Source organism: Streptomyces sp. YIM S03343 (genome assembly GCF_054729195.1).
The window spans coordinates 8,039,325-8,061,791 of record NZ_JBPUKX010000001.1 but is presented as its reverse complement, the minus strand read 5'-3'; the positions used below and the strand labels follow the sequence as shown (position 1 = coordinate 8,061,791).

The 22,467-nt window shown below is 67.9% G+C and carries 13 protein-coding genes and 3 pseudogenes; 9 read left to right on the top strand and 7 right to left on the bottom strand.

Features of this window, described 5'->3' with window-relative positions:
• The first annotated feature begins 262 nt into the window (after positions 1-262).
• Positions 263-688: a hypothetical protein gene (locus ACSYGN_RS35710; protein ID WP_460403109.1), complete on the top strand. Its 426-nt coding sequence runs from the start codon at positions 263-265 to the stop codon at positions 686-688.
• Between the two features lie 92 nt (positions 689-780).
• Here the strand turns inward: ACSYGN_RS35710 and ACSYGN_RS35705 are convergent, their stop codons facing one another.
• Together ACSYGN_RS35705 and ACSYGN_RS35700 are read right to left on the bottom strand one after the other, a co-directional pair.
• A complete protein-coding gene (locus tag ACSYGN_RS35705; RefSeq protein WP_460403107.1) occupies positions 781-2,097 on the bottom strand; it encodes an ISL3 family transposase in 1,317 nt (438 codons plus the stop codon).
• Positions 2,098-2,344: 247 nt separating this feature from the next.
• Positions 2,345-3,330 (bottom strand): annotated as a pseudogene (locus ACSYGN_RS35700) (IS5 family transposase).
• 210 nt (positions 3,331-3,540) lie between these two features.
• Between ACSYGN_RS35700 and ACSYGN_RS35695 the strand changes: the two are divergent.
• Both ACSYGN_RS35695 and ACSYGN_RS35690 read left to right on the top strand, forming a co-directional pair.
• The gene (locus tag ACSYGN_RS35695) at positions 3,541-3,789 is read left to right on the top strand and encodes a hypothetical protein (protein ID WP_460403105.1); all 249 of its coding nucleotides are present in this window, start codon (positions 3,541-3,543) and stop codon (positions 3,787-3,789) included.
• A 3-nt stretch (positions 3,790-3,792) separates the two neighbouring features.
• Positions 3,793-4,086: pseudogene (locus ACSYGN_RS35690) on the top strand (3'-5' exonuclease); the annotation flags it as partial.
• A gap of 74 nt (positions 4,087-4,160) precedes the next feature.
• Here ACSYGN_RS35690 and ACSYGN_RS35685 read toward each other — a convergent pair.
• The 3 genes from ACSYGN_RS35685 to ACSYGN_RS35675 all read right to left on the bottom strand — a co-directional run bounded on the left by ACSYGN_RS35685 (position 4,161) and on the right by ACSYGN_RS35675 (position 8,001).
• Positions 4,161-4,298 carry a hypothetical protein gene (locus tag ACSYGN_RS35685; RefSeq protein ID WP_460403103.1) on the bottom strand — a complete coding sequence of 46 codons (138 nt, stop codon included), beginning with the start codon at positions 4,296-4,298 and terminating at the stop codon, positions 4,161-4,163.
• A gap of 139 nt (positions 4,299-4,437) precedes the next feature.
• A complete protein-coding gene (locus ACSYGN_RS35680; RefSeq protein ID WP_460403101.1) occupies positions 4,438-6,543 on the bottom strand; it encodes an N-6 DNA methylase in 2,106 nt (701 codons plus the stop codon).
• Between the two features lie 135 nt (positions 6,544-6,678).
• Positions 6,679-8,001, bottom strand: a complete 1,323-nt coding sequence (locus tag ACSYGN_RS35675) for a serine/threonine-protein kinase (protein WP_460403100.1) — start codon at positions 7,999-8,001, stop codon at positions 6,679-6,681.
• Between the two features lie 108 nt (positions 8,002-8,109).
• Between ACSYGN_RS35675 and ACSYGN_RS35670 the strand changes: the two genes are divergently transcribed.
• From ACSYGN_RS35670 to ACSYGN_RS35650, 5 genes and pseudogenes are all read left to right on the top strand, one after another.
• Positions 8,110-9,768, top strand: coding sequence for a PD-(D/E)XK nuclease family protein (locus ACSYGN_RS35670; protein ID WP_460403098.1), 1,659 nt, complete (start codon positions 8,110-8,112; stop codon positions 9,766-9,768).
• An 11-nt stretch (positions 9,769-9,779) separates the two neighbouring features.
• Positions 9,780-10,943 (top strand): pPIWI_RE_Y domain-containing protein, encoded by a 1,164-nt coding sequence (locus ACSYGN_RS35665; RefSeq protein WP_460403096.1) that lies wholly within the window; start codon positions 9,780-9,782, stop codon positions 10,941-10,943.
• Positions 10,936-14,508: a pPIWI_RE_Z domain-containing protein gene (locus tag ACSYGN_RS35660; RefSeq protein WP_460403094.1), complete on the top strand. Its 3,573-nt coding sequence runs from the start codon at positions 10,936-10,938 to the stop codon at positions 14,506-14,508. The genes ACSYGN_RS35665 and ACSYGN_RS35660 overlap by 8 nt, the downstream gene beginning before the upstream one ends.
• 47 nt (positions 14,509-14,555) lie before the next feature.
• Entirely contained in the window at positions 14,556-17,423 is a 2,868-nt protein-coding gene (locus ACSYGN_RS35655; RefSeq protein ID WP_460403092.1) for a pPIWI_RE module domain-containing protein, read from the top strand.
• Between the two features lie 326 nt (positions 17,424-17,749).
• Positions 17,750-18,872: pseudogene (locus tag ACSYGN_RS35650) on the top strand (IS630 family transposase).
• Between the two features lie 566 nt (positions 18,873-19,438).
• Here ACSYGN_RS35650 and ACSYGN_RS35645 read toward each other — a convergent pair.
• Positions 19,439-20,173, bottom strand: coding sequence for a hypothetical protein (locus tag ACSYGN_RS35645; protein WP_460403090.1), 735 nt, complete (start codon positions 20,171-20,173; stop codon positions 19,439-19,441).
• Positions 20,174-20,183: 10 nt separating this feature from the next.
• On the bottom strand, positions 20,184-21,959 hold the full coding sequence (locus tag ACSYGN_RS35640; protein ID WP_460403088.1) for an Hsp70 family protein: 1,776 nt from the start codon (positions 21,957-21,959) through the stop codon (positions 20,184-20,186).
• Positions 21,960-22,120: 161 nt separating this feature from the next.
• Here ACSYGN_RS35640 and ACSYGN_RS35635 point away from each other — a divergent pair, with 161 nt between their 5' ends.
• Positions 22,121-22,447: a hypothetical protein gene (locus tag ACSYGN_RS35635; RefSeq protein ID WP_460403086.1), complete on the top strand. Its 327-nt coding sequence runs from the start codon at positions 22,121-22,123 to the stop codon at positions 22,445-22,447.
• Positions 22,448-22,467: the final 20 nt, after the last annotated feature.

The following is a 22,467-nucleotide window of genomic DNA, read 5'->3' as shown; positions in this document are numbered from 1 at the left end:
GTCGGCCACAGGGCTGACCGTCGGGGCCACGCGAGTCGCCGCGTGAGGCGCTGACTTTCCCGGGTCTTCAAAGTTGAGCGGTGCGGAGGTGTTCGCGGCCTCGGCAGGTGGTGACGCAGTGTGTCCGTGATCTCTAGAGAGAGCGGTGACGCCGTTGGCCAGCGACGGTGGTGACATCCAACGCCGTGTGGGCGATGCTGGCAGCCGAGCGGCGCGAACCGATCGTTGGTGGTGAGTACGTGGATGTGAGTCTGGAGGGGAAGTGGCAAACCCACTGCGAGTGCCACATGGCCTGTACTACATCAATCGCAACGGCCGAGGTCCGTACGACCTGAGTGAAGATGTGAAGTCAGCCCTGGATCCAGTTGAACTGGCTATCCTACGGAAGCTCATTGAAACCGCCGGGACCAGGATCAAGATTTCGCCGAACGATCCTGACATTTCTGGCGGCCCGCTAGATGATCACTCATCACCTGGGTTCGGCTTGTATTACGTGACTACCAGTGGTGATGACGTGTATTCGCTGTCGGGCCCGGATGCTCCTGCGCTGCGCCATCCAGAGTTGGCGGTGGCGAGTGTGCTGATCACGCGGGCCCAATCTGCTGCCGAGCCTTACAAGGCACCCACACCGCCCTCCCTCATCCCCTACCGTCGCCGTGATGACCCTTCGAGAAGCAAAGGAGGGTGATCATGAAGGCGGGCCTTGACCTTTGATCCTGGACACACTACGTAGCCACTGGATCCTGAGGATATGTCCTGCCACCGGTGAAAACCGGATCCTCAAAGTTGAGCAGTGCGGAGGTGTCCGCGGCCTCGGCGTGTGGTGACGCAGTGTGTCCGTAGTCGTTGGTTGTCTGCATTGCGGAAGCCGAACGCGTTGCGGGCGACGAGCTTGATCACGCGGTTGATGCCTTCGCTCTTGGCGTTGCTGTACCCGGTGTCGATGAACGCTTCGATCTCTGGCCACCAGCGGTCGATGGTGACGGCGAGCTGCCTGACCTCGGGGGTGTCGGAGTCCGCGCACCAGGTGAGGAACTTCCAGCGAGCGTGGCCGGCTTGGTGGCGGTCGGCCCCGGTGCGGGCCAGGGCGAGGAGGTTGCGGAGGTTCTCCTTGGCGATCCATGCGGTCAGCAGGGTCTGGCCGATCCTTCCCTCACCCAGCAGTGCGTTCCACATCGTGGCGAACTGCTCTTCGGTGAGGTCCTCTCGATTCCGCAGCAGGCGCCTCCTGGCCTTCCACTCCGGGTCACTGGCGCGTCCGCGCCGGCCGCGCATCTCGGCGGTGGTGCGGCGCCGGACCATGGACAGCATCTTGTTGGCGAGCTGGACGACGTGGAAGTGATCGACCACGACGGTGGCCTGCGGGAGAGCGGTGCGGACGGCGGCACGGTAAGTGGCCGACATGTCGATGGCCACGTACTCGATGCGCTTTCTCCAGGCCAGTGGGGTGGCGGCGAGCCAGACGAGCACATCGGCGACGGTGCGGCCCTCGACCTGGCCGAGCAGGCCGCCGATGCTGAGCGCGTCGGCGAACCCCGTGTGCCACCGATCGCGCGTCAGCCTCCACTTGCCCGTGGGGTCCTGTTCCCAGCGCGGCCGTCCGCGCCGGGTCTCGTCGATGCCCAGCACCTTCACCTTGGGCAGCGGCTTCTGGGTGACCTCGTGTGCCGCGGTGCGGAAGGCGTCCATCACGGTGGGCCAGGACAGGTGCAGGTCACGGGCGGCCTGGATGACGGTGGAGGCGGCGTCGCGTATCCGCCGCCCGGCAGCATCCCGCAGCCGCATGGTGATCCGCGCGCCGGCCGGCAGCTGCGGAATCTGCTCGGTGAAGGACCGGCGCTGGCAGCCGGGCTCGCGGCACCACCAGCGGCGTTTGTGCCAGTGGAACTCCAGCCCGCTCTCGCCGTACGGCAGATCGCGGGGCCGGGTCGTCGCGGAGCCCTTCACCCGGGTGGCGAACACCCCGCACTCGGGGCAGGCCCGTGCCTGCTCATCGGCGGTGACCAGGTGCACCCGGCGGGTGCCGTTCTCCAACCGCTCCACCCGCGCGACGGCCAGGCCGTCCAGGTCGAGCAGCAACGTCGTATCGTTGTCCAAGCCCGTGGTTTCTGAGTGATCGTTCTGCGTCGAGAACAGAAATGATCACTCATGGCCACGGGCATCCTGCTGTAGGGGCAACTTCCACCACCCGTGATCCTCACGCAACGTGACAGCCAGTCAGTCCACTCGGGACAGCGCACCGCTCAAGTTCGAAGACCCACTTTCCCGCCGGGCACACCAGTGACAGCCGTCGGGCGGCTTCAAGAGCCGTCAGAAAGGCCCTAGGTCCTGTCTGGAGTTCGGATCACGACTGCGGTGCGATGCTGCGGAGCCAGAGCATCGCACCGCACAGATGCAGTCCGGCCTCGTAGCTCTCCGGGGTCTTGTCGAAGCGGAACGCGATGCCTCGCCAGTTCCGCAGCCGGTTGATGCACCGCTCCACGGTGTTGCGCTCGGTGTACAAGGCCGCGTCGTGGCTGACCGGGCGACCGCCCTTCGAACCGCGCTTCTTCCGGTTGGCGGCCTGGTCCACCTTCTCCGGGATCACCGCCCGGATTCCACGACGCCGCAGGTAGCGGCGGTTACGGCGGCTGGAGTAAGCCTTGTCCGCGGCCACTGCGTCCGGTCGGGTCCGGGGACGCCCGACCGGCCCGCGCACCTTCACCCGCTCCAGGACCGGGACGAACTGCGGGCTGTCGCCGGCCTGTCCGGGGGTGAGCACAAACGCCAGCGGACGGCAGCGCCGGTCGGCCGCCAGGTGAATCTTGCTGGTCAGCCCTCCCCGGGAACGCCCCAGTTGTGCGGCCTTCAGACGGGCCCGGTGCCGTCGGCGGGCCCGTCGCCGCTCAGCGCCCGCGTCGTCCTCGCACTGTCCGTCCTGCGGCTGTTGTCCCTCCACGGCGCCCCCTTTTCGGACTCGGCGGCCGCTTCCAGGGCCGCCAACTGCTCGGGTTCCAGTGCCATCCCGGCGGCGTGGTGGTGCGCCCGTGCTGTCGCCGAGTCCACGCTGACCAGGCCCAGGTCCGCCTGACCCCGGTCAGCGGCCTCGGCGATCACCGCCTCCATCAGGTGCTGGAAGACGCCCTGCGTCGCCCAGATCCGGAAGCGGTCGTACGCGCTCTGCCAGGGCCCGAACTCGCTGGGCAGGTCGCGCCAGGGACTGCCCGTGCGGAACCGCCACATCACCGCGTTGAAGTGTTTCCGCAGGTCGGGGATGGGCCCGACTGCGGCGATCGGAAGGTGGGGCTCGATCAGGGCCCACTGCTCGTCGGTGAGATCGCCTCGCGCCATGGCCGATGGCCTATCAAGGAGGGACCCCATGACGCAGGCGATCTACCGAACTCGTGATCCGGACTCCAGACAGGACCTAGTCCAGACGCCCGAGGTCCAGGCCGCCAAGACCTGCTTTGACTACATCGCCGAAACCGTCGACGGTGACGCCGTGTCACGGCCTGGACGGACGCCCGGCTCGGGCTCCGCGAGGAGGTCCTCAAGCGCGGGGTGAAGATCCTCGACGAGGCCCGAGGCTGGGCGGAGGGCATGTCCTGGGACACCTACACGATCCAGGGCACCTACCAACGTTTCCTGGGCGAGATCGGCGTCCGCGAGGAAGACCTAACGGCCCAGGTCGGCCGCGAGCGCAGCGAGCCCGCCTTCTACAACCTGGGACGGTTCAGCACCGCCATCGGCGACTACGAGCGCATCCACTTCCTCAGCAGCCCGCCCGACCGGTTCGCCACCTTCGCCTAGTGGCTGGAGTACCAGGCCGGCGACTGCTACGAGGAGAGTGACGCCGACGCCGGATACGCCCGGCCCGATGCCGTCACGATCGCCACCGTCCACCAGGCCAAAGGCATGCAGTGGCCAGCGGCGTTCGTACCCTGTATGCGTCGCAACCGCTTCCCCAGCAAACGGCAGGGCGGACTTGGTGTCTTCCATATTGTCCCCGAGGCCGCCGTCAACGACGCCGACCGCTACCGCGGCAGCGAGGACGACGAGCGCCGGCTCTTCTACGTGGCCGCGACCCGCGCCCAGAAGTACCTCGCCCTCTCCTTCTCCCCCGGGCCGGGCAAGCTCTACCAGCGCGAGTCCCAGTTCTTCGCCGAGGCGACCCGTAACATCTACGTCCTGACCCGGGAGGCCGCCAGGCCCGACGAGTCCACGCTGAACCGGCTGCCCTCCCCCCTCGCCGACACGCCCGACATCGTCTTCAGCTTCAGCGAGCTGAAGTACCTGTTCGAGTGTCCGTACCAGTTCAAGCTGCGGTTCCTTTACGGCTTCGACTCGCCGCTGCGCATACGGACTGGCCAATGTCCCGACGCGCGGACTCTGCGTGAGTTGTCCGGTGAGGCGAGGAACGGCTTCCCGGATCCGTTCTGCACGGCTACTGCGTCCGATTCATTTGTCCAACGGGTCGAGCGCTCCGTCAACCAGGGCGCTGGTCAGGGCCCGAACGGCTTCATGTCCTGCCTCGGCAAGCCGGGACAGCGCCGCATCCCACTCGGTAAGACGACGCAGGGTTTCGCTCCGGCGTCGTTGTTCCTCGATTGCCAGCACGGGCAGACGCAGCCGTTTCACATCGATGCGGAGGGCTCCGCTTGTTCCGGTGGACGTTCGGGCTGCCTTCGTGGCGTTCTCGGAGCGCGTGAGGGCGCCGGCCGCGAACCACGGGTCGAGGTAGTCCAGATCCACGCGCACGGCGTGCACGCCCGGCCCGAGCCGGGCTCCGATCTGCTCATCCGTCGCGACCCGGGCGACCAAGGTTTGGGCGATTGCTGGGATGAGGATGTCATGGGCCCGTACCCGGGCCGCCGGGTCGTCGTCGGGGCTGACGGGAACTGAACCGCTGGCGCGTCGGCCGGCGATGACGTCCTGGCTCGTCAGCGCTGGTTCGTGCCGATCAGGGTCGGGGGCATCGCGGTGTGCGGCGCGGGCCGCATGGCGGTGCAGGCTCAGCGCCCCGGTCCGGGAGAGTTCGCCCAGCGTCGCAGTGGGAAGGCCAGACGCCGTAGGCGCCTGGGCGGGGGCAAATTCTGGCAACGTATCCCGGAGGGAATTGAGTTGAGCCTTCACGACCGCTTGCATCTTGAGCAGGTCGTCGGGCGGGCACGGAATGGAGTCCGGGTTCGGTACGCGATGCCGGGGGGTGAAGTCAACGTCCTCGTCGAGCAGTTCGGCCAGCGGCACATCCCTGGCGAGGTCTGCATCCGTGGGCAAGGGTCCGTGTCCCTTACGGTAGCGGTCCCACAACGGAGCGATGTGGCGGCGCAGCGCCTCGAGACGGTCCTTCGGGCGCACGTTCGCATCCAGGGGCACGTCGTCGCCGTTGACGAACAGCACACCTGTAGGTGGGGGGCTGTCCTCGTCGGGACGTCGGAGAAGCCATACATGCACGCCGTTGCCGCTGCCGACGGTCGCCGTCGGGGGGAGCCCGACGACGGCCTGCAGGGCGCCGCGCCGGACCAATTCGCTGCGGATGCGGCGTCCCGCGGGACGCGCAGCCACTGCGGGCGACAGTAGCAAGGCGGCCCTCCCACCGGGCTTCAGCTGAGCCAACACGTGTTGTACCCAAGCAAGTTCGGGTTCGGTTCGCGGGGGCAGACCTCCATAGGCCCACCGGGGATCGAAGGCGAGGCGGTCGTGGCCCCAGTCGCGGGGACTGTGGGGAGGACTGCCGACGACGGCATCTACGTGGTCGACGGGGAAGGCGCCCTCAAGGAGCGGATCGCCGACGCGCAGGCACAGTTCGTCGCCGGTGCCCGAAGCGGCCCTGGCCTGCTGCCGCAAGACCAGCAGGCGCAGCAGCGCGATACGCACGTGTTCGGGGCGGGCGTCCAGCCCCAGAAGCTGTGGCGTGCCGCCTGCCGCGTTCACCCTGTCGAAGGCGGCGCGCAAGAATGTGCCGGTGCCGCAGGCGACGTCGAGGACGGAGGCGGCGGGGCCGACGAGATCCAGCATCAGGCTGACGACAGGCACGGGCGTATAGGTGAGGCCAGCCGCGCCTCGGGCTGTCACGTATTGCGCGTGAAGGTGCTCCAGAATTCCAACACGGTCCTCTTGGTCGCTCAACGAGCACGAGACCTCGAGGATCTCTCGGTGCGTTGGTGACCATGCGACCGGGAGGTCCGTCAAGAGCACGTCGGCGTGACGGGGTGAAGTCAGCAGACGCACGGCGTCGGCAAGTTGGCGAGGGGTGGGCACTTCGGCAGGCGCCGTCAGGAGTGTCAGGCCGACCAGGACGAGGGCCTCTGCGGACTGCCCGGCCGTCCCGAGCGCTTCCAGACGCTGCTGGAGTCGGTCGAGCGGGCCGACAGTGCGGAGCTTGCCCTGCTGGTCGAGCCATAGCTCAACCTCGTCCAGGTCGAAGGCGGGGCTCGCGGCTGTGCCGGCGATCGGCCGAGGGAAATCCTGGTGGCGTCGGCGCCAGTTACTCACTGCGGCCCGGCCGACACCTGCGATCCTGGCGATGCCCGTGGCCGTCACGGTGGTCGGTTCTTCTGTCACGCCATGCTCCCTGCGTCCTACCCTGTTTCTGCAGACAGAGCGTGAAGCGTACCTTCGTTCTACCGTGCGTGTATGTTCTTCACGCGTCGAGGCAGCACCGCGCTTGGAACCGCGTGCAGTGCATCGAGGCACGGATCAGTTCCACGTTCCGTCCTCCACGCATCCCTCAATGCCTTCGTCGATCTCGCGCACTTCTGGACTCTCCTCTCCGAATGCGAGGACGGCGTCGGGGCGCACGTCGACGTAAGCGGCGTGCGCCTGCTTCGACAACCCCTGTTCACACAGCAGGCCGGCGTGGTCGATGCCCAAGCGGACCACACCCTTCTCGATGCGACCGAAGTGGCCGACGGCCGATGCCAGGCACTCCTCGATGCGCTGGACGGCGCCTCGCAGATCACCATTGGCCGCCTGTGCGGCAGCGTCGGCGCGAACCTGGGCCAGGTCGTCCCGTCTCAGGTCGGTTCGCCGCGTCCGGCTGCGGGCCAAGGCATCCATCCGGGTACCGGGAGAGCGCCGCGGAGGCGGCGTTGACGGTTGCGGCGGGGGCGGTGGTGAGCACGGGGCACGCCAGAGCAGGGCCGGATCGAAGCGGCCGAGCCGGGGGCCACCCGTTCCCCTGAGGTCGTCCAGATGCGGGTGGCAAGCCCCGTACAGGGCTCGCGCGTCGGGGAAGCGCAGTTCCGGGTTCTTGTGCAGCAGTCGATCGATGATGTGGGCCAGCCATGGTGGGGTTTCGGGGCGCACGTCCCGGGTCTTGCGGGGCGCCTGATCAATGTGGGCGCGCGCCATCGCGTGAGCGGTCGGTGCGTTGAAGAGGAGTTCTCCCGTGACGAGTTCGAATACGAGGCAGCCCGTGGAGTAGAGGTCACTGCGGGGCTCGGCGAGACCGTCGGCGGCCTGCTCGGGGGCCATGTACGCCGCGGTGCCCGGCACCTGGCCGGTGGCCGTCAGTCGCGTCGCGTGGGGGTCGGAGACGGCGACGATGCCGAGGTCCACCACCTTGATGACGCCGCCTGACGCGATCATGACGTTGGTTGGCTTGAGGTCGCGGTGGACGAATTCGGCGTCGTGCAAACAGGCCAGTGCGGTGGCGAGTTGAGCCAGGATCGCCGTGATCGTGGAGAAGGACAAGGGGTGATGATTGGCCGCCAGTTCCGCCAGGGTGGGCCCCTCGATGTACTCCATGACGAGATAGGGCTCGTCGGCGTGGTATCCGAAGTCGTACACCTGGGGGAAGTGCCGACAGCGGCTAAGCCCGGTGGTCGCCTTGGCCTCACGCTCCAGGCGATCCGCGTAACGCCCCTCTTCTCGTTCGACGTTGTGCGCGTGGAGCTGCTTGACGGCGACCTGCCGATCAAGGCTCAGGTCGTACGCCAGGCTCACCTCGCCCATCGCGCCGCCACCAAGCCGGCGCACGAGGCGGTACCGCCTGGCGATGATTTCGTTCTGTGAACCCACCTGAGGTCCGTTCTCTGCAATGAATTTGACGAATCATCCGTGCGTGAACCGTAGCAGCATGTAACCTCCGGTGAATGTTGTTCACAGACACGGGTGTGAGGAGTGCGCGTGACTGAGTGGCCGCTGCCCGCAGGAACCACGGGTGACCCGGGCCTGATCAGAGTGTTCACCGGAGGCGCGAAGGAGGGGGACGAGGACTGCCCCACGCTGCGGGCCGTCAAGGCCCGGCCACGCCTTCGCCCCACGCACCGCACCCCCTACAAGCCGGCGGACTACGAACCGTTCGCCCTCGCCGCAGTAATGCGCCGGCTCGACACCGTAGAGTTCGGCCGCCCCCGGGACGATCCGGCCCGAGTGCGCCCCTCGCACCCCGGGCTCGAGCGCTATGCCGAGCATGCCGCAGCTCAGTACCTGGACGCGGTCAAATCCCTCGATCCAAGAGGGGAGTTGCTGCCCGATCCGCAGTACTGGGTCAAGCAGTCGAAGACTGCAGCCAGGGGTCAAGGCACTCCCACCGTGTACGAGTTGAGGGTCTGGGGGCGCTGCTACGCCAGCCGTGACCGTGCGGTGTGCGAGCTGCGCCTGCTCCGGTTCGGATCGGTGCAGCCCGGGCGACGCGGGCCCGCTGAGCGGGATCCGGCGGAGGTCGCGATGGCGGCATACGTCGCTGCTCACGGCGGCCGTGCACCGGAACCCGCCCGATGGGGTGACGCGCACGACGTGCACAGCGCCGTCACCCCGCAGCGGGTACGGGTCGTGGAGATCGGCTGCCTGGACGGCTCGGTCCGTCCGCCGCTGTTCGACGGGACACCCCAGGAAGCCGAAGCCGCCTATCACCAGCTCGCCGCGCCCCGCCTGCGCGCCACGGTCGATGCCGTGGACAGGCGCCCGGGCCCCGGATGCGCGACCTGCAAGCTCGCCGCTTCCTGCCCTGACCTGGCGCGCACGCCGGGCATCTTGCAGATCGCGGACGGGGCACGGCCTCGCCGCACCCTGTCCGTGACCGATCTGCGCCGCCATGCGAACTGCCCCGCGCAGGAACATCTGCGGCGCATCCATCTGCCCTACGACAAGGACGTCGAGCACGACCATCACGTGGTGCGCGGGCACGCGGTGCACGCCTGGCTGCAGCATCTGCACGCGCGAACCCCACAACGCCCCTGCACGCCGGACGACGCCCCCGCCGACCGGTCCGACTGGGCGGTCGACGACTGGCACCTGACGGGGGACGATGCCGAACTCGGTGCCCGCCTGATCGCCCGTCATGCCGCCGTGTGCCCGCTGCGCCACGCCGATCCGGATGCCGCGCTGGTCGCGGAAAGGCTCCTCACCTTCCACGACGCGCAGGCCGATGTCGTGCTCGTGGCCAAGCCGGACCTCCTGTACCGCAGTGGCGGTTCGATGGTGTGGCGTGAGGTCAAGAGCACCAAGTACCGCACCCCGCGTGGGGACAAGGACATCCTGGAGCTGTATCCCCAGGCGGCCCTGGCCGTGGTGTTGCTGGCCGACGGTGCGCTCGGCGGTGACGTGCGCCGCTCCCGCGTCGAGGTGGAGATCCTGCGGCCCACCGGACCGGACCTGGAACTTGTCTCCCCCCGTCAGGCCGACCGTGTTGCCACAGCCCGGCAGGTGCTCCATGACCTCGCCGCCCCGTGGCATGCGGACCGCACATCCGCCCCGAACCCGGGAACCCAGTGCGCCCGCTGCGAGGTGTCCCGTTGGTGCCCCGCCGCGCCCTCCTCCTCTGTTTCGTCGTCCCTCCAGTGAAACGGACCACCGTGCCCCCCGATAACTCCGCGCTTGTCCCGTACCAGGGTCTGACTCTGCTGCGCACCGTGGCCTCCGCCGTCCTCGATCTGGATGCCCTGTCCGACCTCGGTACCTTCGCCCTCCCCTACCCGGCCGAGGCGCAACGCGCCCTGGACCGCACCGTGCTGGCCTGCCTGCTGCGCGGCGCCGACCCGCCCCTGAGCGTCAGCGACCTGCTCGTGTGGTGTCGCCAGCGGCCGGTGACCGAGTGGCCGCTGGACCTCCCCGACGGTCTGGCGAGCCCGGAGGACCGCCTCATCGACGAGGGCGCCTGCGTGCCCACGGACCTGTGCTACGAGTGGGCCGTCGACCGGCCCGACTCGGCGACCGAGCAGATCGACCGGGCCCTGATCGGCCTGGCGATGGACCGCTGCCGCAGCGCCAACGCACCGGCCAGCTATGTGGCCTTCCGGCGCCTGCTCATCGAACATCCCGTGCTCACCCGGGACAAGGCCGCCGAGATCGCGCTGGAGCCAGCCTTCACCCCACTCGACGGACTGCTCCAGCAGATCTACCTGCAGGCCCCCATCGGCTGGGCCCGCGGGGGCCGGTTCACGTCGTGCCGGCGCTGCCACACCCTGCTCGCCCCCATGCGGGAGGGCGGCTGGTGGTGCGAGAACGCGCGCTGCCGGCACCAGGGGGACGCCCCCGTCGGCCCCGCGTACGATGAGCTCGAGGGCGGCGGCGTGCTGCTGCTGACCCGGCCTTTGCGCCTGTTCGTCACCTCCCCCGGCGTCGCCGAACTGCGCCTGGAGCGGGCCTTGTTGCGTCTTCGCCTCACCCCTGAGCTGTGGCCGAACTACGACGCATACGACCTGCGGATCCCGCTGCCGGACGGGCGGGTATGGGCCGTCGATGTCAAGGACTGGGCCAACCCCGCGTTGCTCGGCCGCAATGCCAAGCCGCTGCCCAAAGATCCGCCCTACGACGAGGCGTTTCTCGTCGTCCCCGACCACCGGATCGCCTTGCGCCGCAACTACGTGTCCGTGGTCCGCAGGTACCTGAGGACCGAGGTACGCAAGTCGACGACCGTGCTCAGCCACCGGCAGTTCATGGCACGGATCCGAACCACCCTGACCAACGGCCCCGGCGGGCCGTTCGCCGACGACCAGGCGGAGGACGCCGATGCGTGACCAAAAGCAGTGGCGCGACGATCTCATCGCGAGCCTTCTTCCGTACTTCGCCGACGATCCCCAGCCGGAACTCGCGGCAGCCCGGTTGTGCGAAGTCGAGCTCGGGCTCTGCCTGGTGGAACAGCTGCTGCCCGGGCATCCCGCACAGGCCGGCTGGACCCTTTTCGGCGGATACCCCTTCGCCGCCGCACTCGGACACGCCCAAACGCCCGCACAGCAGCGCATGCTGCGCATCGGCCGCCACCTGCTGTGGCCGCTGCGCCGACGCCGCATGTGGACCCAGTCCCTCGACACCTATCTGACGCTCCCGCCCGAGCTGCCCGGCTTCCATCTCGCCAGCAAGGACGACGCCCCCCGGCGGCGGAGCGTGTCCATCGCCCACCACCGGTGGGCCATCTACGCCCAGGCCCTCGCCGCGGCCCCGCCCTACCAGACCCGGTCGCTGCCACTGGCCGAGCCCGGCGCATGGCGCTTTCTGGAAAGCCGCACCTGGACCTCGGTGGAGCTGCCCAAAGAACTGCCCGCCGAGGAAACGACGCCCCACGCTCTCGGATCATCGGCCGCCCCGGACGGCAAGCCACTGGAAGCCCCCTGGGAGGAACTCCTCGCAACCGCCACGTGGATGGAGGACCAGCTGCGCGGCCCCGACGACCCCGACGGCGGCGACTGGCGGCACAGACTGGAACGGGTCGAACTGTGCGTCCGCAAGCCCGAGTCGGGCGACTTCACGCCGGAGCACGAGGTGCTGCGGATCGACCGGATGCTGCATCTGCTCGGCATGGTCGGTGCCGGAAAGAGCACCCTGCGGGACATCCTCGCAGTCTGGGCAGCCACCCACGACAAACGCGTCACCTTGGTGGTGGGCGATGTCGCCGAGGCCCTGCACCTCGTGTCCCTGTTCACCGCGCTCGGCCTCAAGGCGGCTCCCGTCCTGGGGGTGACCACACGCGAGCAGCATCTGCAGCGCACCCACCGCCGCCTCGCCGCACAGGACGGCGGCACCTCCCTGCTCACCCACGACGCGCTGAGCCTCGACTACCTCAGCACGGCCTGCCCGCTCGATGCCCTGCGCGGAGTCGAGGCAGCGGAGCCACTCGCCTACCGGGCCGCTCCCTGCACGCAGCTCTTCCCGCCCAAACGGCGGCCAGCTCAACGCCCGCTCACCGCTCTGGCCACTGACGGATCGCAGGACATGCCAGCCCCGAACCTGCGCAAACGCCACGGCTGCCCTCTATGGCACCGATGCCCGCGTCATCACGGTGCCCGCGAGCTCGTCGCCGCGGACATCTGGGTCGCCACCCCCGCTGCCCTGGTCCACAGCGCCGTACCCGCCCACCAAAACGAGGAGCGCATTCGCTTCCTCGAACTCGCCTGCCGGCGCAGCGACTTGGTCGTCATCGACGAGGCCGACCGCGTGCAGATGCAGCTGGACACCATGTTCGCCCCCGCCGCCGTGCTCACTGGGCGCACGCCCAACTCCTGGCTCGACGAGATCCACCAGCACAAGATCGACGAACTGGCGCGCGGCGGACGCATCCAACTGTCCAACTCCACCGTCATGGAGTGGACGGCGGCCCTGCACACCGTCACGGTCGCCGCTGACCGCATTTACCACATGCTGCTGGGCCACCGGAGCTTGCGCGACTGGGTCGAGGCCGACTACTTCAGCTCGTGGACCCTCCAGTTCAAACTCATCTCGGACTGGTTCGGCAAGCCCTCCGACGCCGACACCGATCCGGCCGACACCCCCGACCAGCCCGCCCCCGAATGGGACGAGGACATCGGGCAGGCCGCCGACGGAGACGAGGAGACGCAACCTCCCGAAACCCGTCAGCCGGTCACACCAGACTCCTCAGGCGACGCGCGACGCGACGCCGTCGTGGCGGTCCTTGACGCGTTCCGCGACGACCCGCTCGGCGACCGCGAACCACGCGACCCTCAGGTCGACTCGCTTGTGCGACTTACCCGTCAGCTTCTGCACGCCATCCGCCCCCGCAACGCCCGCCGCCTGGTCGAGCGAGAACTGCTCTCGCTTGCAGGGGACGCCGTGCTGGAAAGCCCCGACAGCGTGAAAGAGCAGGTGCTGCGCTTCGAATTCACCCTCCTGCTGTCCGCCCTGCACACCCGGCTCGACCTGCTGACGGAGCTATGGCCGGGGGTCGAGGCCGCCTTGAACTTCGGGGCATCGAGCAACGTGCTGTCCCGCCGCCCGCCCGAGGACTACCGGCCGTTGGTCCCCGAATCACCCATGGGCAACATCCTCGGCTTCCAGTTCCTGTCCGAGGACGCAAGCCTGGGACAGCTGCGCAGCGGCGAACTGCGCTTCTTTCGCTGCGCCGGAAATGGTCGCGAACTCCTCCTCCAACTGCCGGAGTTGACCATCGCGGACGGTCTTCCCGGACCGAACGTGCTGCTCATGTCGGGCACCAGCTGGGCCGGCCGCTCCACCCGCTACCACGTGCTCACCGAGGTAGGAGCCCTCCTCAAGCCCCCGCCGGCGGAGCGCGCCGCCATCAACGAGACCGTATTCACCACCCGCTTCCTGACCGGTCCAGACGGCCGCCCCCTCAAGCTGTCCGGCACCAAACCCCACCTGCGCCCCCTCGTCCTCGAACACATGCTGGACCGGCTGGCCCGTCGCGGCACCGACGGCAAACCCAGCGTGTTCGAACAGGAACTCGCCGCCGTGAACAACGAACGGCGCGAACGGCTCCTCGTACTGACGGGCTCCTACGACGAGGCACGTCGCGCGGCGGACATCCTCAACCGCATCCCCCGGTGGGCCGGAAAGGTGTGCCGCCTGGTCGCCGACGACGCGGACGAGGAGCCCGCGTTCTATTCCAGCCCGGCCATGGGCCCCGACGGCGGCACGGTCGTAGCCCTGCGCCGCGGCGACGTGGCCAATTTCGCCTCAACCGGCATGGAGATTCTGGTGGCTCCCCTGCTCGCCGTCGAACGCGGCCACAACATCCTCGACCGAGGAGTCGCCGCGATCGGCTCGGTGTTCTTCCTGGCCCGCCCCCACCCCCGCCCCGACGACATCGGCCTCGCCGTGCAGGCCGTCAACGACTGGGCGGCACGCCTGCAACGCGACGGCACTTTCGATGAGTTCGTCCGCGCACAACCGAGCCTGGACAAGGCCGGCGCCCAGTTCCGCACCCTTGCCCGCGCACGGTGGCGACACCTGCTCAACCATCCTCTGGCCTGGAGCCGGCTGAACGAGGACGAGAAGGTCTCCTTCACCTGGGACCAGTTGGTCGTCATCTGGCAGGTCATCGGCCGTCTCGTGCGCGGCGGCGTCCCCGCCCGCGTCGTCTTCGTCGACGCTCCATTCGCCACCCGGGCCGCCGCAGGCAAGACGGTGCCAGATACCTGGCGGACGAGTCTCCTGCTCGCCATGCGGCACGTCCTGGACCCTTACCTCGCTCCGCCCCCGGCCGACGAGACGACCCCCGGCGCTGAACCGATCACTGCTCTGGACCGGGCCCTCGTCAAAGCCCTGTACGAACCCCTACACACCGCGCTCGCCGGCATCGTCCCTTCCGCCCCGGACCCGACCGACTGAACCGCACGGCCATTCCCTTACCCCTATACACGAAGGGACCTCCACACGTGCCCTCCTACCCCACCGTCAGATTCACCGCGTTCGAGCCCGCCCGCGGCACGGACTTCATCCGCCAGACCCACGGACTCGCCTTCCCCGCCTCGTGGCGGGCCGAGGTACTGGACTTCTACCGGATCGGCAAACGCGAACCGAAAAGGATCAACCAGGTACCTATCCGCAGGCTCAACGAGGTCATCCGTGCCGTGGCACCCGACCTGCTGTGTGTCGCGCGCGGCGCCACACTCGACGACAACACCCCATGGCTATACGCAGAAACGCCGCTTCCGCTCCCTGTCATGCGGCAGCTCATCCACGCCTGGATCCGTGACCTGCACTCCCCGCGCACCCGTAAGAAGTACCCGGACATCACCGAGCGGGCCACCAAGCTCAGCGCCTCACTGGACGTGGCCGGGCTGACCTGGCAGCCACACACCGTCGACCTCTTCGCGGGCACAACATCGCCCGGCGGCACCTTCGAGCCGGACCCGCTGATCCACCAGCTCCTGCCCGACGCCCTCGCACAGAGCATCGCGAAACTGGATCCCTACCGCTTCGAGGGCGTCGAGATGACGTTCAAAATCGCCGCCGCCGAACGCGGCGCCGAGCTCGTCTCCTGGCCGCCGCGTGACCACCAGGACGACGATGGAATGTGGTGGAAGTTCTCGTTCGTCATCACGCTCACCGTGCAGACGGTGCCCTTCGCCGGCGACTTCCGTCTCCATGTCCGCACGGGAGTTCGCCGCTGGCGCACCGGTGGGCCCGTGCCCGTGCCCTATCGGCGGGCCGTGTCGGCGTACCTGCTCGCGCAAACGCCCTGGCTAGGGCAGACGACAGGAACCGGACGGCTCTCGGTGAGCCGACTGGACATCGACCGCAACACGTCCCTGCCCCGGTGGACGCGCGGAGGCTCCCAAGGCATGCTCAGCAGCCTCCGGTTCTCTCGCGAACTCCCGAACGCGGCGGCAGTGCAGGAGAACCCCGACGCCTGGATCCCCGGGAAGGACGGCATCCAGATCGGCGTCGTGCATGCCACGTCGATGGGCGGCCATGGCGTCGGCACCGGTCTCATGCCGCGCGACCGTTCCCCCCTTACCGACTGGGCAGCCGGGGCGTTGCTGCCTCACCTCACCCAGCTCGGCGACTTCACCCGCAGCCGATATCCAGTCCTCCCACGCAATCTGCCCAAGACTCCGACAGCCAAGACGAAGGAGGAACGCGCCCTCCAGAAGGCCGAGTTGGAGCGGGAAGGCCGCAACGAACGACGCGCCGCCCTGGCACGAGTACTCGACGGTCGGCCCCTCCTCGTCGAAGCTCGCTGGCAGAACGACCACACCCGTGACGCCCTGATCGAGCAACTGGCAGTCTTGTTGGGCCTGGACGGCCCGGGCGGAACGGGCAAGGCCGTACGTACCTGGACGACACCAGAGCTGACGGTACGCCTGCACCTGGAAGACGCCGGTGTCGTCGCCGCCCGACTCGATTTCCCCGACGGCCAGCCGAAACGGAAGACCCTCACCACAGCGATCAGTGCCCGCCGGCGAGAGATCGCCGAACTGTGCGAGCGCGACGAACGACCCGACGTCCAGGCCGTCGTGGTCGAGATCGGCCACCCGAAGTCCTTCCGGCCCGACATCGTGGACCCAAAGTTCGCCGTACGCCTCGGGTATGCCGATGCCGGACGGTTGACAAAGTTCATCACCTTGCCGAGCTCGCGCTGGAACACCGCCACCAAGAAGAGCATCGCCCACCGAGCCCTGCAGGCGTGGAACGACGTCCTTCGGCAACTGGGCGTCTGCACGGCACCGGAACACAGTGTGGACGAACTGCCCAAGGATCTGGAGTACGTCGCACTGTGGATGGTCAAGCGCCGCGCCGACGGACCCACCCGCAAACGCCGCACCGCCCCTGTCGCCGTCAAAATGAGCGCAGCCGACAGCTCGGTCACGGGGTGGGACCCCGACCGTGGGGACTGGATTCCGTACCCGGAACTCCTGCTCTCTCTCGCCCGCCACGCCGAGATCCCGGGCGAGTATGAGGAGTTCGACGAGGAAGACCAAGACTGCGAGGACGGCGAAGTCACAGGAGCGACCGGGGAGGAGGACGCGCCGAGGCCGGAAGCCGAGGATGGGGAGACGCAACGCACCACGACCTGGGTTCCCGATCTGGACGATCAACGGGCCGAGACGGCCCAGTTCATCCGGGCGATGCTCTACAGCCTGCGCGACCACCACGTCCTGCTGCTCTCGCACGCGCAGAACTCCCGTCTGCACTGGCCATGGCTGACCAACGGCCGACTGCGCCCCGACGCCCTCCAGTTCGGCCCCAACCCGGCCCAGCACATCACCCTGTACGGCGAGAATCTGTGCCATGTGCGGGTACGCGACCACGCATCCGACGAAACCCCCCAGTGGTTCGCCCCGGACGACGACACCACCGATCACGGCTTCGCGAGCGGCCTGTGGGCCCACCCGGGCGCCGACGACGACCACCGCGTGTACTACAGCACCGGCGAAAAGCCCCACACAGCCAAGCACGCGGTGAAGACCGCCTCGAAGATTGCCACCCGGATCCCGCTGAAGAAGAAGCGCTCGGAGGATGCAGAGGACAATGAGCCGGAGCCCGTCATCGACACGGGCACCAACGCATGGAACCCGGCCGCACTGGAGATCGCGATTGTCGCCGTGCCAGAGAAATCCAGCGTGCCGGGACCTTGGGCCGCTATCACCCACCAGTTGCGCCGCGCGCCTGACTACAACGTGACCCTAGGGCTTCCACTCCCGCTCCACATGGCGGCAAAGACCGCACAATACGTCCTGCCACACGACGGCGACTCCGACGAGTCCTCCGGAGAGGAAGGTTCCCCACCGAGTCAGTGACTTGCAGGCGCATCTCGCACGGGCATGCGTGGCGGGCCGGCGTCGTCACCTCGCGGAACTCGACTCCGACCGCCCGGCGGCTGAGGTCTTGGTATTGCCCGCCGACCCACGGGCGGATCGGCACACCGTCCGCCTCGACGTAGTCGGACCATCGGTTTACCCAGCCGGGATACTGCTGGGGGAGCTTTTCCCGCAGTTGCTTCTCGAGGGGCGACAGCGTCGGGCGGACCCATACGCTGCTAGTGCTCTGACCGCATAGGTTCGCCGGGTTGGTGGTCGTGGCGGTTGGATGTGCGGTGACGTCCGATCCGACCGCTGGAGGTGCGGTGGCCGAGCCTGTCCGTGTGCGCAGACTGACCGATCAGGAGGGGCAGAAGCTGCAGCAGATCGTGCGCCGGGGCAGCACCAGCTCGGTGCGCTACCGGCGGGCGATGATGCTGCTGGCCTCGGCAGGCGGGAACCGTGTTCCGGTGATCGCCCAGCTGGTGCAGGCCGACGAGGACACCGTCCGGGACGGTGATCCACCGGTTCAACAAGATCGGCCTGGCCTGCCTGGACCCTCGATGGGCGGGAGGCCGTCCCCGCCTGCTCAGTCGTGACGACGAGGACTTCGTCGTCCGGACGGCCACCACCCGCCCCGCCAAGCTCGGCCAGCCGTTCACCCGCTGGTCACTGCGCAAGCTCGTCGCCTACCTGCGCAAAGTCCACGGCCGGGTGATCCGCATCGGCCGTGAGGCGTTACGCGGCCTGCTCGCCCGCCGCGGCGTGACCTTCCAGCGCACCAAGACCTGGAAGGAATCCCCCGACCCGGACCGCGAGGCGAAGCTGGACCGGATCGAGGAAGTCCTTCACCGCTTCCCCGACCGGGTGTTCGCCTTCGACGAGTTCCGACCGCTCGGAATCAGGCCCACCGCGGGGTCGGGCTGGGCTGCACGGAAACACCCCGACCGGTTGCCCGCCACTTACCACCGCACGCACGGGGTGCGGTACTTCCACGGCTGCTACTCGGTCGGCGACGACCGACTGTGGGGCGTCAACCGCCGCAGAAAGGGCGGCGCCAACACGCTGGCCGCGCTCAAATCGATCCGCGCCGCCCGGCCCGACGGCGCCCCGATCTACGTGATCCTGGACAACCTGTCCGCCCACAAGGGCGCAGACATCCGCCGCTGGGCGAAGAAGCACAAGGTCGAGCTGTGCTTCACCCCGACCTACGCCTCCTGGGCGAACCCGATCGAGGCGCACTTCGGACCGCTGAGGCAGTTCACCGTCGCCAACTCCAACCACCCCAACCACACCGTGCAGACCCGGGCCCTGCACTCCTACCTGCGCTGGCGCAACGCCAACGCCCGCCACCGCGACGTCCTGGCCGCCGAACGCAAGGAACGCGCCCGCATCCGCAGCGAGAAAGACATCCGCTGGGGCGGACGCCCCCTCGCCACCGCAGCCTGAACAACCCGGCGAACCTACGCGGTCAGAGCACTAGCTGTGGCCCGTCCGTTGAGGCGCACAGACCTGACATCCTCTCAGAACGAGCGTCAAATGAGCGTCACGAGCGTCATTTCGGCGTCAAGATATCGCCCGTAACGCCCACACCGCACATAACGCGCACCGTCAAAACCGCAGGTCAGGCACCCTTCTCGACGGGTTCAAGGATCGCCACGCACTCCACATGATGCGTCATCGGGAACATGTGGTCCAGATCGAGGCTGGAGAAAGCGCAGGTCAGACTCCTCTTCGGGACTCCATCTGGGGACACGAGGCGCGCCGAGCGTCAAATGAGCGTCACGGCAGAGAGGACGCGCAGTTGCATGTCGACTCGTTCATCAAGGCCAGGGTGATGAACACGAACGCCGGGCCACCTCCGCAACAGCATCGAGTACGCGTCCCAGCCCGATCTCAGCACAGTAGAGGTGAGCAGGGGTAATGACGGGTGTGGGCCTGGCGGTCGTCGGCGTGGTCGCCCGCCGCCGAGGACAGGACGGGTCGGGGCGGCACGACCGTGGGGCCCCTATCCGTCAGACGGTATAGACGAGCTGGCGGCCGTAAATGCGCCCGTTGACGAGGTACGCCGGTGCCACGAGGAAGGAGATCGGCGCATCAGGGTCGCACGATGCCCAGGCTTCCTGTCTGCCAGGGTCCAAGGGCACTCCCACGGTGTGGGTGTAGCTCCATTCATGTGCGAGCCCGACCTTGGCGATGCGCTCCGTCAGGGTGACGCAGTCGGTCCGCAGCCGGTTGATCGCGGCCTCGGTGTCGGCGTCTTCCGCTAGACGAAGGGACTGCTGGATGGACCAGCTGGATGCTGGCCTTTTGTCCAGGAGCTGTCGGATGAGCATGGACATGAGGTGCGCGGTACGTTCCCGGCGGGATCGGTCCGTGTCGAGCTCGGTTCTGTCGCTGTACCGGCGGGCGAAGTTCTGGAACTGCTGCTCAATCAGTGTCCGGGTCTGGCGAGAGAGCTCCTGGTGCTCGCAGTGCTGTGTTCCCGCGAGATCGTCGCGGCGATCGAGTTGGGCGGCAAGGAGGGTGCCGAGTTGCCGTTCGAGGCGGCTGATGTGCGCCCACATGCGTTGATGCTCGGTGGCCCCGCGTCGCACCTCGAACTCCAGCGCGTCGATCCGCTGAAGGGCGGTCTCCAGGGCTTCTTCGGTGCGTGGTACAGGGGCCGGGGGGATGCACATATCCCTGTCGGCCTCTGTCGGCCAGCTGGCACTCTGCCGCGGGGATTGCCCGGGCTCAAGGAAGATCACGGGTCTCGGATCAGTAGTTGGAGTGGAAGCGGACCTGTGTAGCGGCTTCGCCGCCTCCTTGCACTAGTTCGGAGCGGACCTTGATCTCGGTCTCGCCGAACTTCATGAAGGTGCGTACTCCGCGCTCTTTCCGTTCGAAGCGCATGACCGGGCCAAGGTCGATGGTGACCTCTGCCAACTCGTCGCAGCCGTCGTCGGTGACGTATCGGGGCTCGGTGTCCCGGGTGGCGAAGACGCCGAACGTGATCCTCTTCTGTTCGTTGAACAAAGGGAAGATCACGTGGCAGACCTCGGCGTCCGTCGGCACTGACTGTCCGGCTGCGGTGAAGACGTTGAACCGGTCCACGCACCTGTCCCCGTCCGGTGTGCTCAACCGGGACGATTCAGGGTCGATGCCCTCTTCAAAGCGCATCGAGGTGTCGATACCGTAGGTGAACCGGCTGCGGCGGGCGCGGGTCTGAGGGTCGTAGCAGAAGTGGACGGCACCGGCCAGGACGGCGATGTCGGGGTTCGGCGGCACAACGATGGTGGCCCGAGTCGCGAAGCGTTCCCTGTTGGCCTGCTGGAGGTACGGCGAGTTGCTGAAGCCGCCAGCAAGGACGATGACGTTGGGGACGTCGGGGTCGCTCTGAGCGGATTCCATCTCGTTCAGCTGCGCCTCGACGAGGTCGAGAGTTCCCGGCACGACGGTGTCGAAGAGCGCATGCAGCTGGGCAGGGACGAGGACGATGGCGTCGTCGACCTTGTTCTGGCGGCGGGCCAGCCGGCGTCGGCCCGCCGCCCCCATCCTCCGGTCGATCCCGGTGGGGATGAGGAGGTTGACGTTCTCCTCTTGGTCGAGCCGCACCGCGACCTTGGCGCGTTCCCACTGGTCGATCATGTGCAGCAGGGCATCGGGGCACGCCTCGCGGATGTCTTCCATGACGTCCTTGCCGAAGGCGTCGAGGAGGTATTCGTTCTCGACTCGGCGGTTTAGGAAGTCGGAGCCGAGGCGGTCGCCCAGGGACCGCCCGATCTCGATCATCTTGCCGTCCTGGTCGTTCTGGTAGGCGGTGATGTCGACCGTGCCGCCCCCGCAGTCAACGACCATGAAGCGAGCGCCTGGGGCCATCAGCACGGGACCGGCGGGGCCTTGGCGTGCTCCGGATACGCGGGCGTAGTGGGCGGCGGCTTCGGGTTCCAGAGAGAGAAGGACCCGGCCGTCTTCGCCGGGCAGCCCGGCGTTCTTGATCACATCACGGTAAATGGCCTTCTGGTAGTCGGTGAAGCAGGCGGGCACCGTCAGCACCCAGCGGACGTCGTCTTCGTCGTAGCCGCTGGCGATGATCTGCTGAAGCATCGTCTGCACGACCTGACGCAGCAGCAACGTGAGCAGGTTCGCGGTCAGAAGGTCGCGGGAACTCACGCCGCAGGCGTTGTCGGTGCGTTCGGGTTCGGATGTGCCGTCGACCAGGCTTGCGCTCTCCTCCGAGCTTTTGACCTTCTCCAGAGCACCGAGGTCCATCTTGAAGCCGTGGTAGTACTTGGCCCCCACGGTGCGCAGGGCCATGCCCTGGGTGAGCCACATGCGCCGGGCTTCGTAGCCCCACGCGATCATCTCGCCGCTGGCATTCAGGAGGAGCGCCGAGAGGTTCTTCACAGTGGGGCCCGGCTGCGATTCCCAGTTGTCGAAGAAGCGAATCTTTCGCGTTTCGGGAGACTCGTTGTCTGGTGAGGCCGTGGTCCAGCCTCCGCCGATCGCGTAGGTCCCGATGTCTACAGCGGCGAAGACGCGGGCATCGAACACTGCGCGTTGCTTACTCGGATGGCGCCGCGGGATGAGTTCCCTGGGCGGGTCCGCCAGCGGCGGAGCAGTCAAGGTGTCCCAGGGAGCGGCTGCGCCTATCAACTCACAGCCCTGGCACGAGCGCGATATTTACCCGAGCAGACCAATGCGACTGTGCAATTTTGAGCACGCTGTGCATTTCTGCACAGCGTGTTGATCTGCGGTTCGCCGCCGACGGTTCTACGCTGCCGCGCATGGAACTGGATAGGCGCAACATGTCGCACACGTGCGTGCCGGGGTCCCCGGCATGGATCGCACCGCCGCCGAAACCCGCGGCCGAAGCGGTGATCCGTGCGAAGCTCACGGAATACCGGCGCATGTGCCAGGAACGGGATCGCCTGATCCTGGAAGCGAAGAAGGGGGGCTTCTCCGAGGTGGCCATTGCCGAGCTCTCAGGACACTCCCGCAACACAGTGCGGAGTGTCTTGAAGAGCCACGGGATCTCCTAGCGAGCTCGCGCATGGTTGGC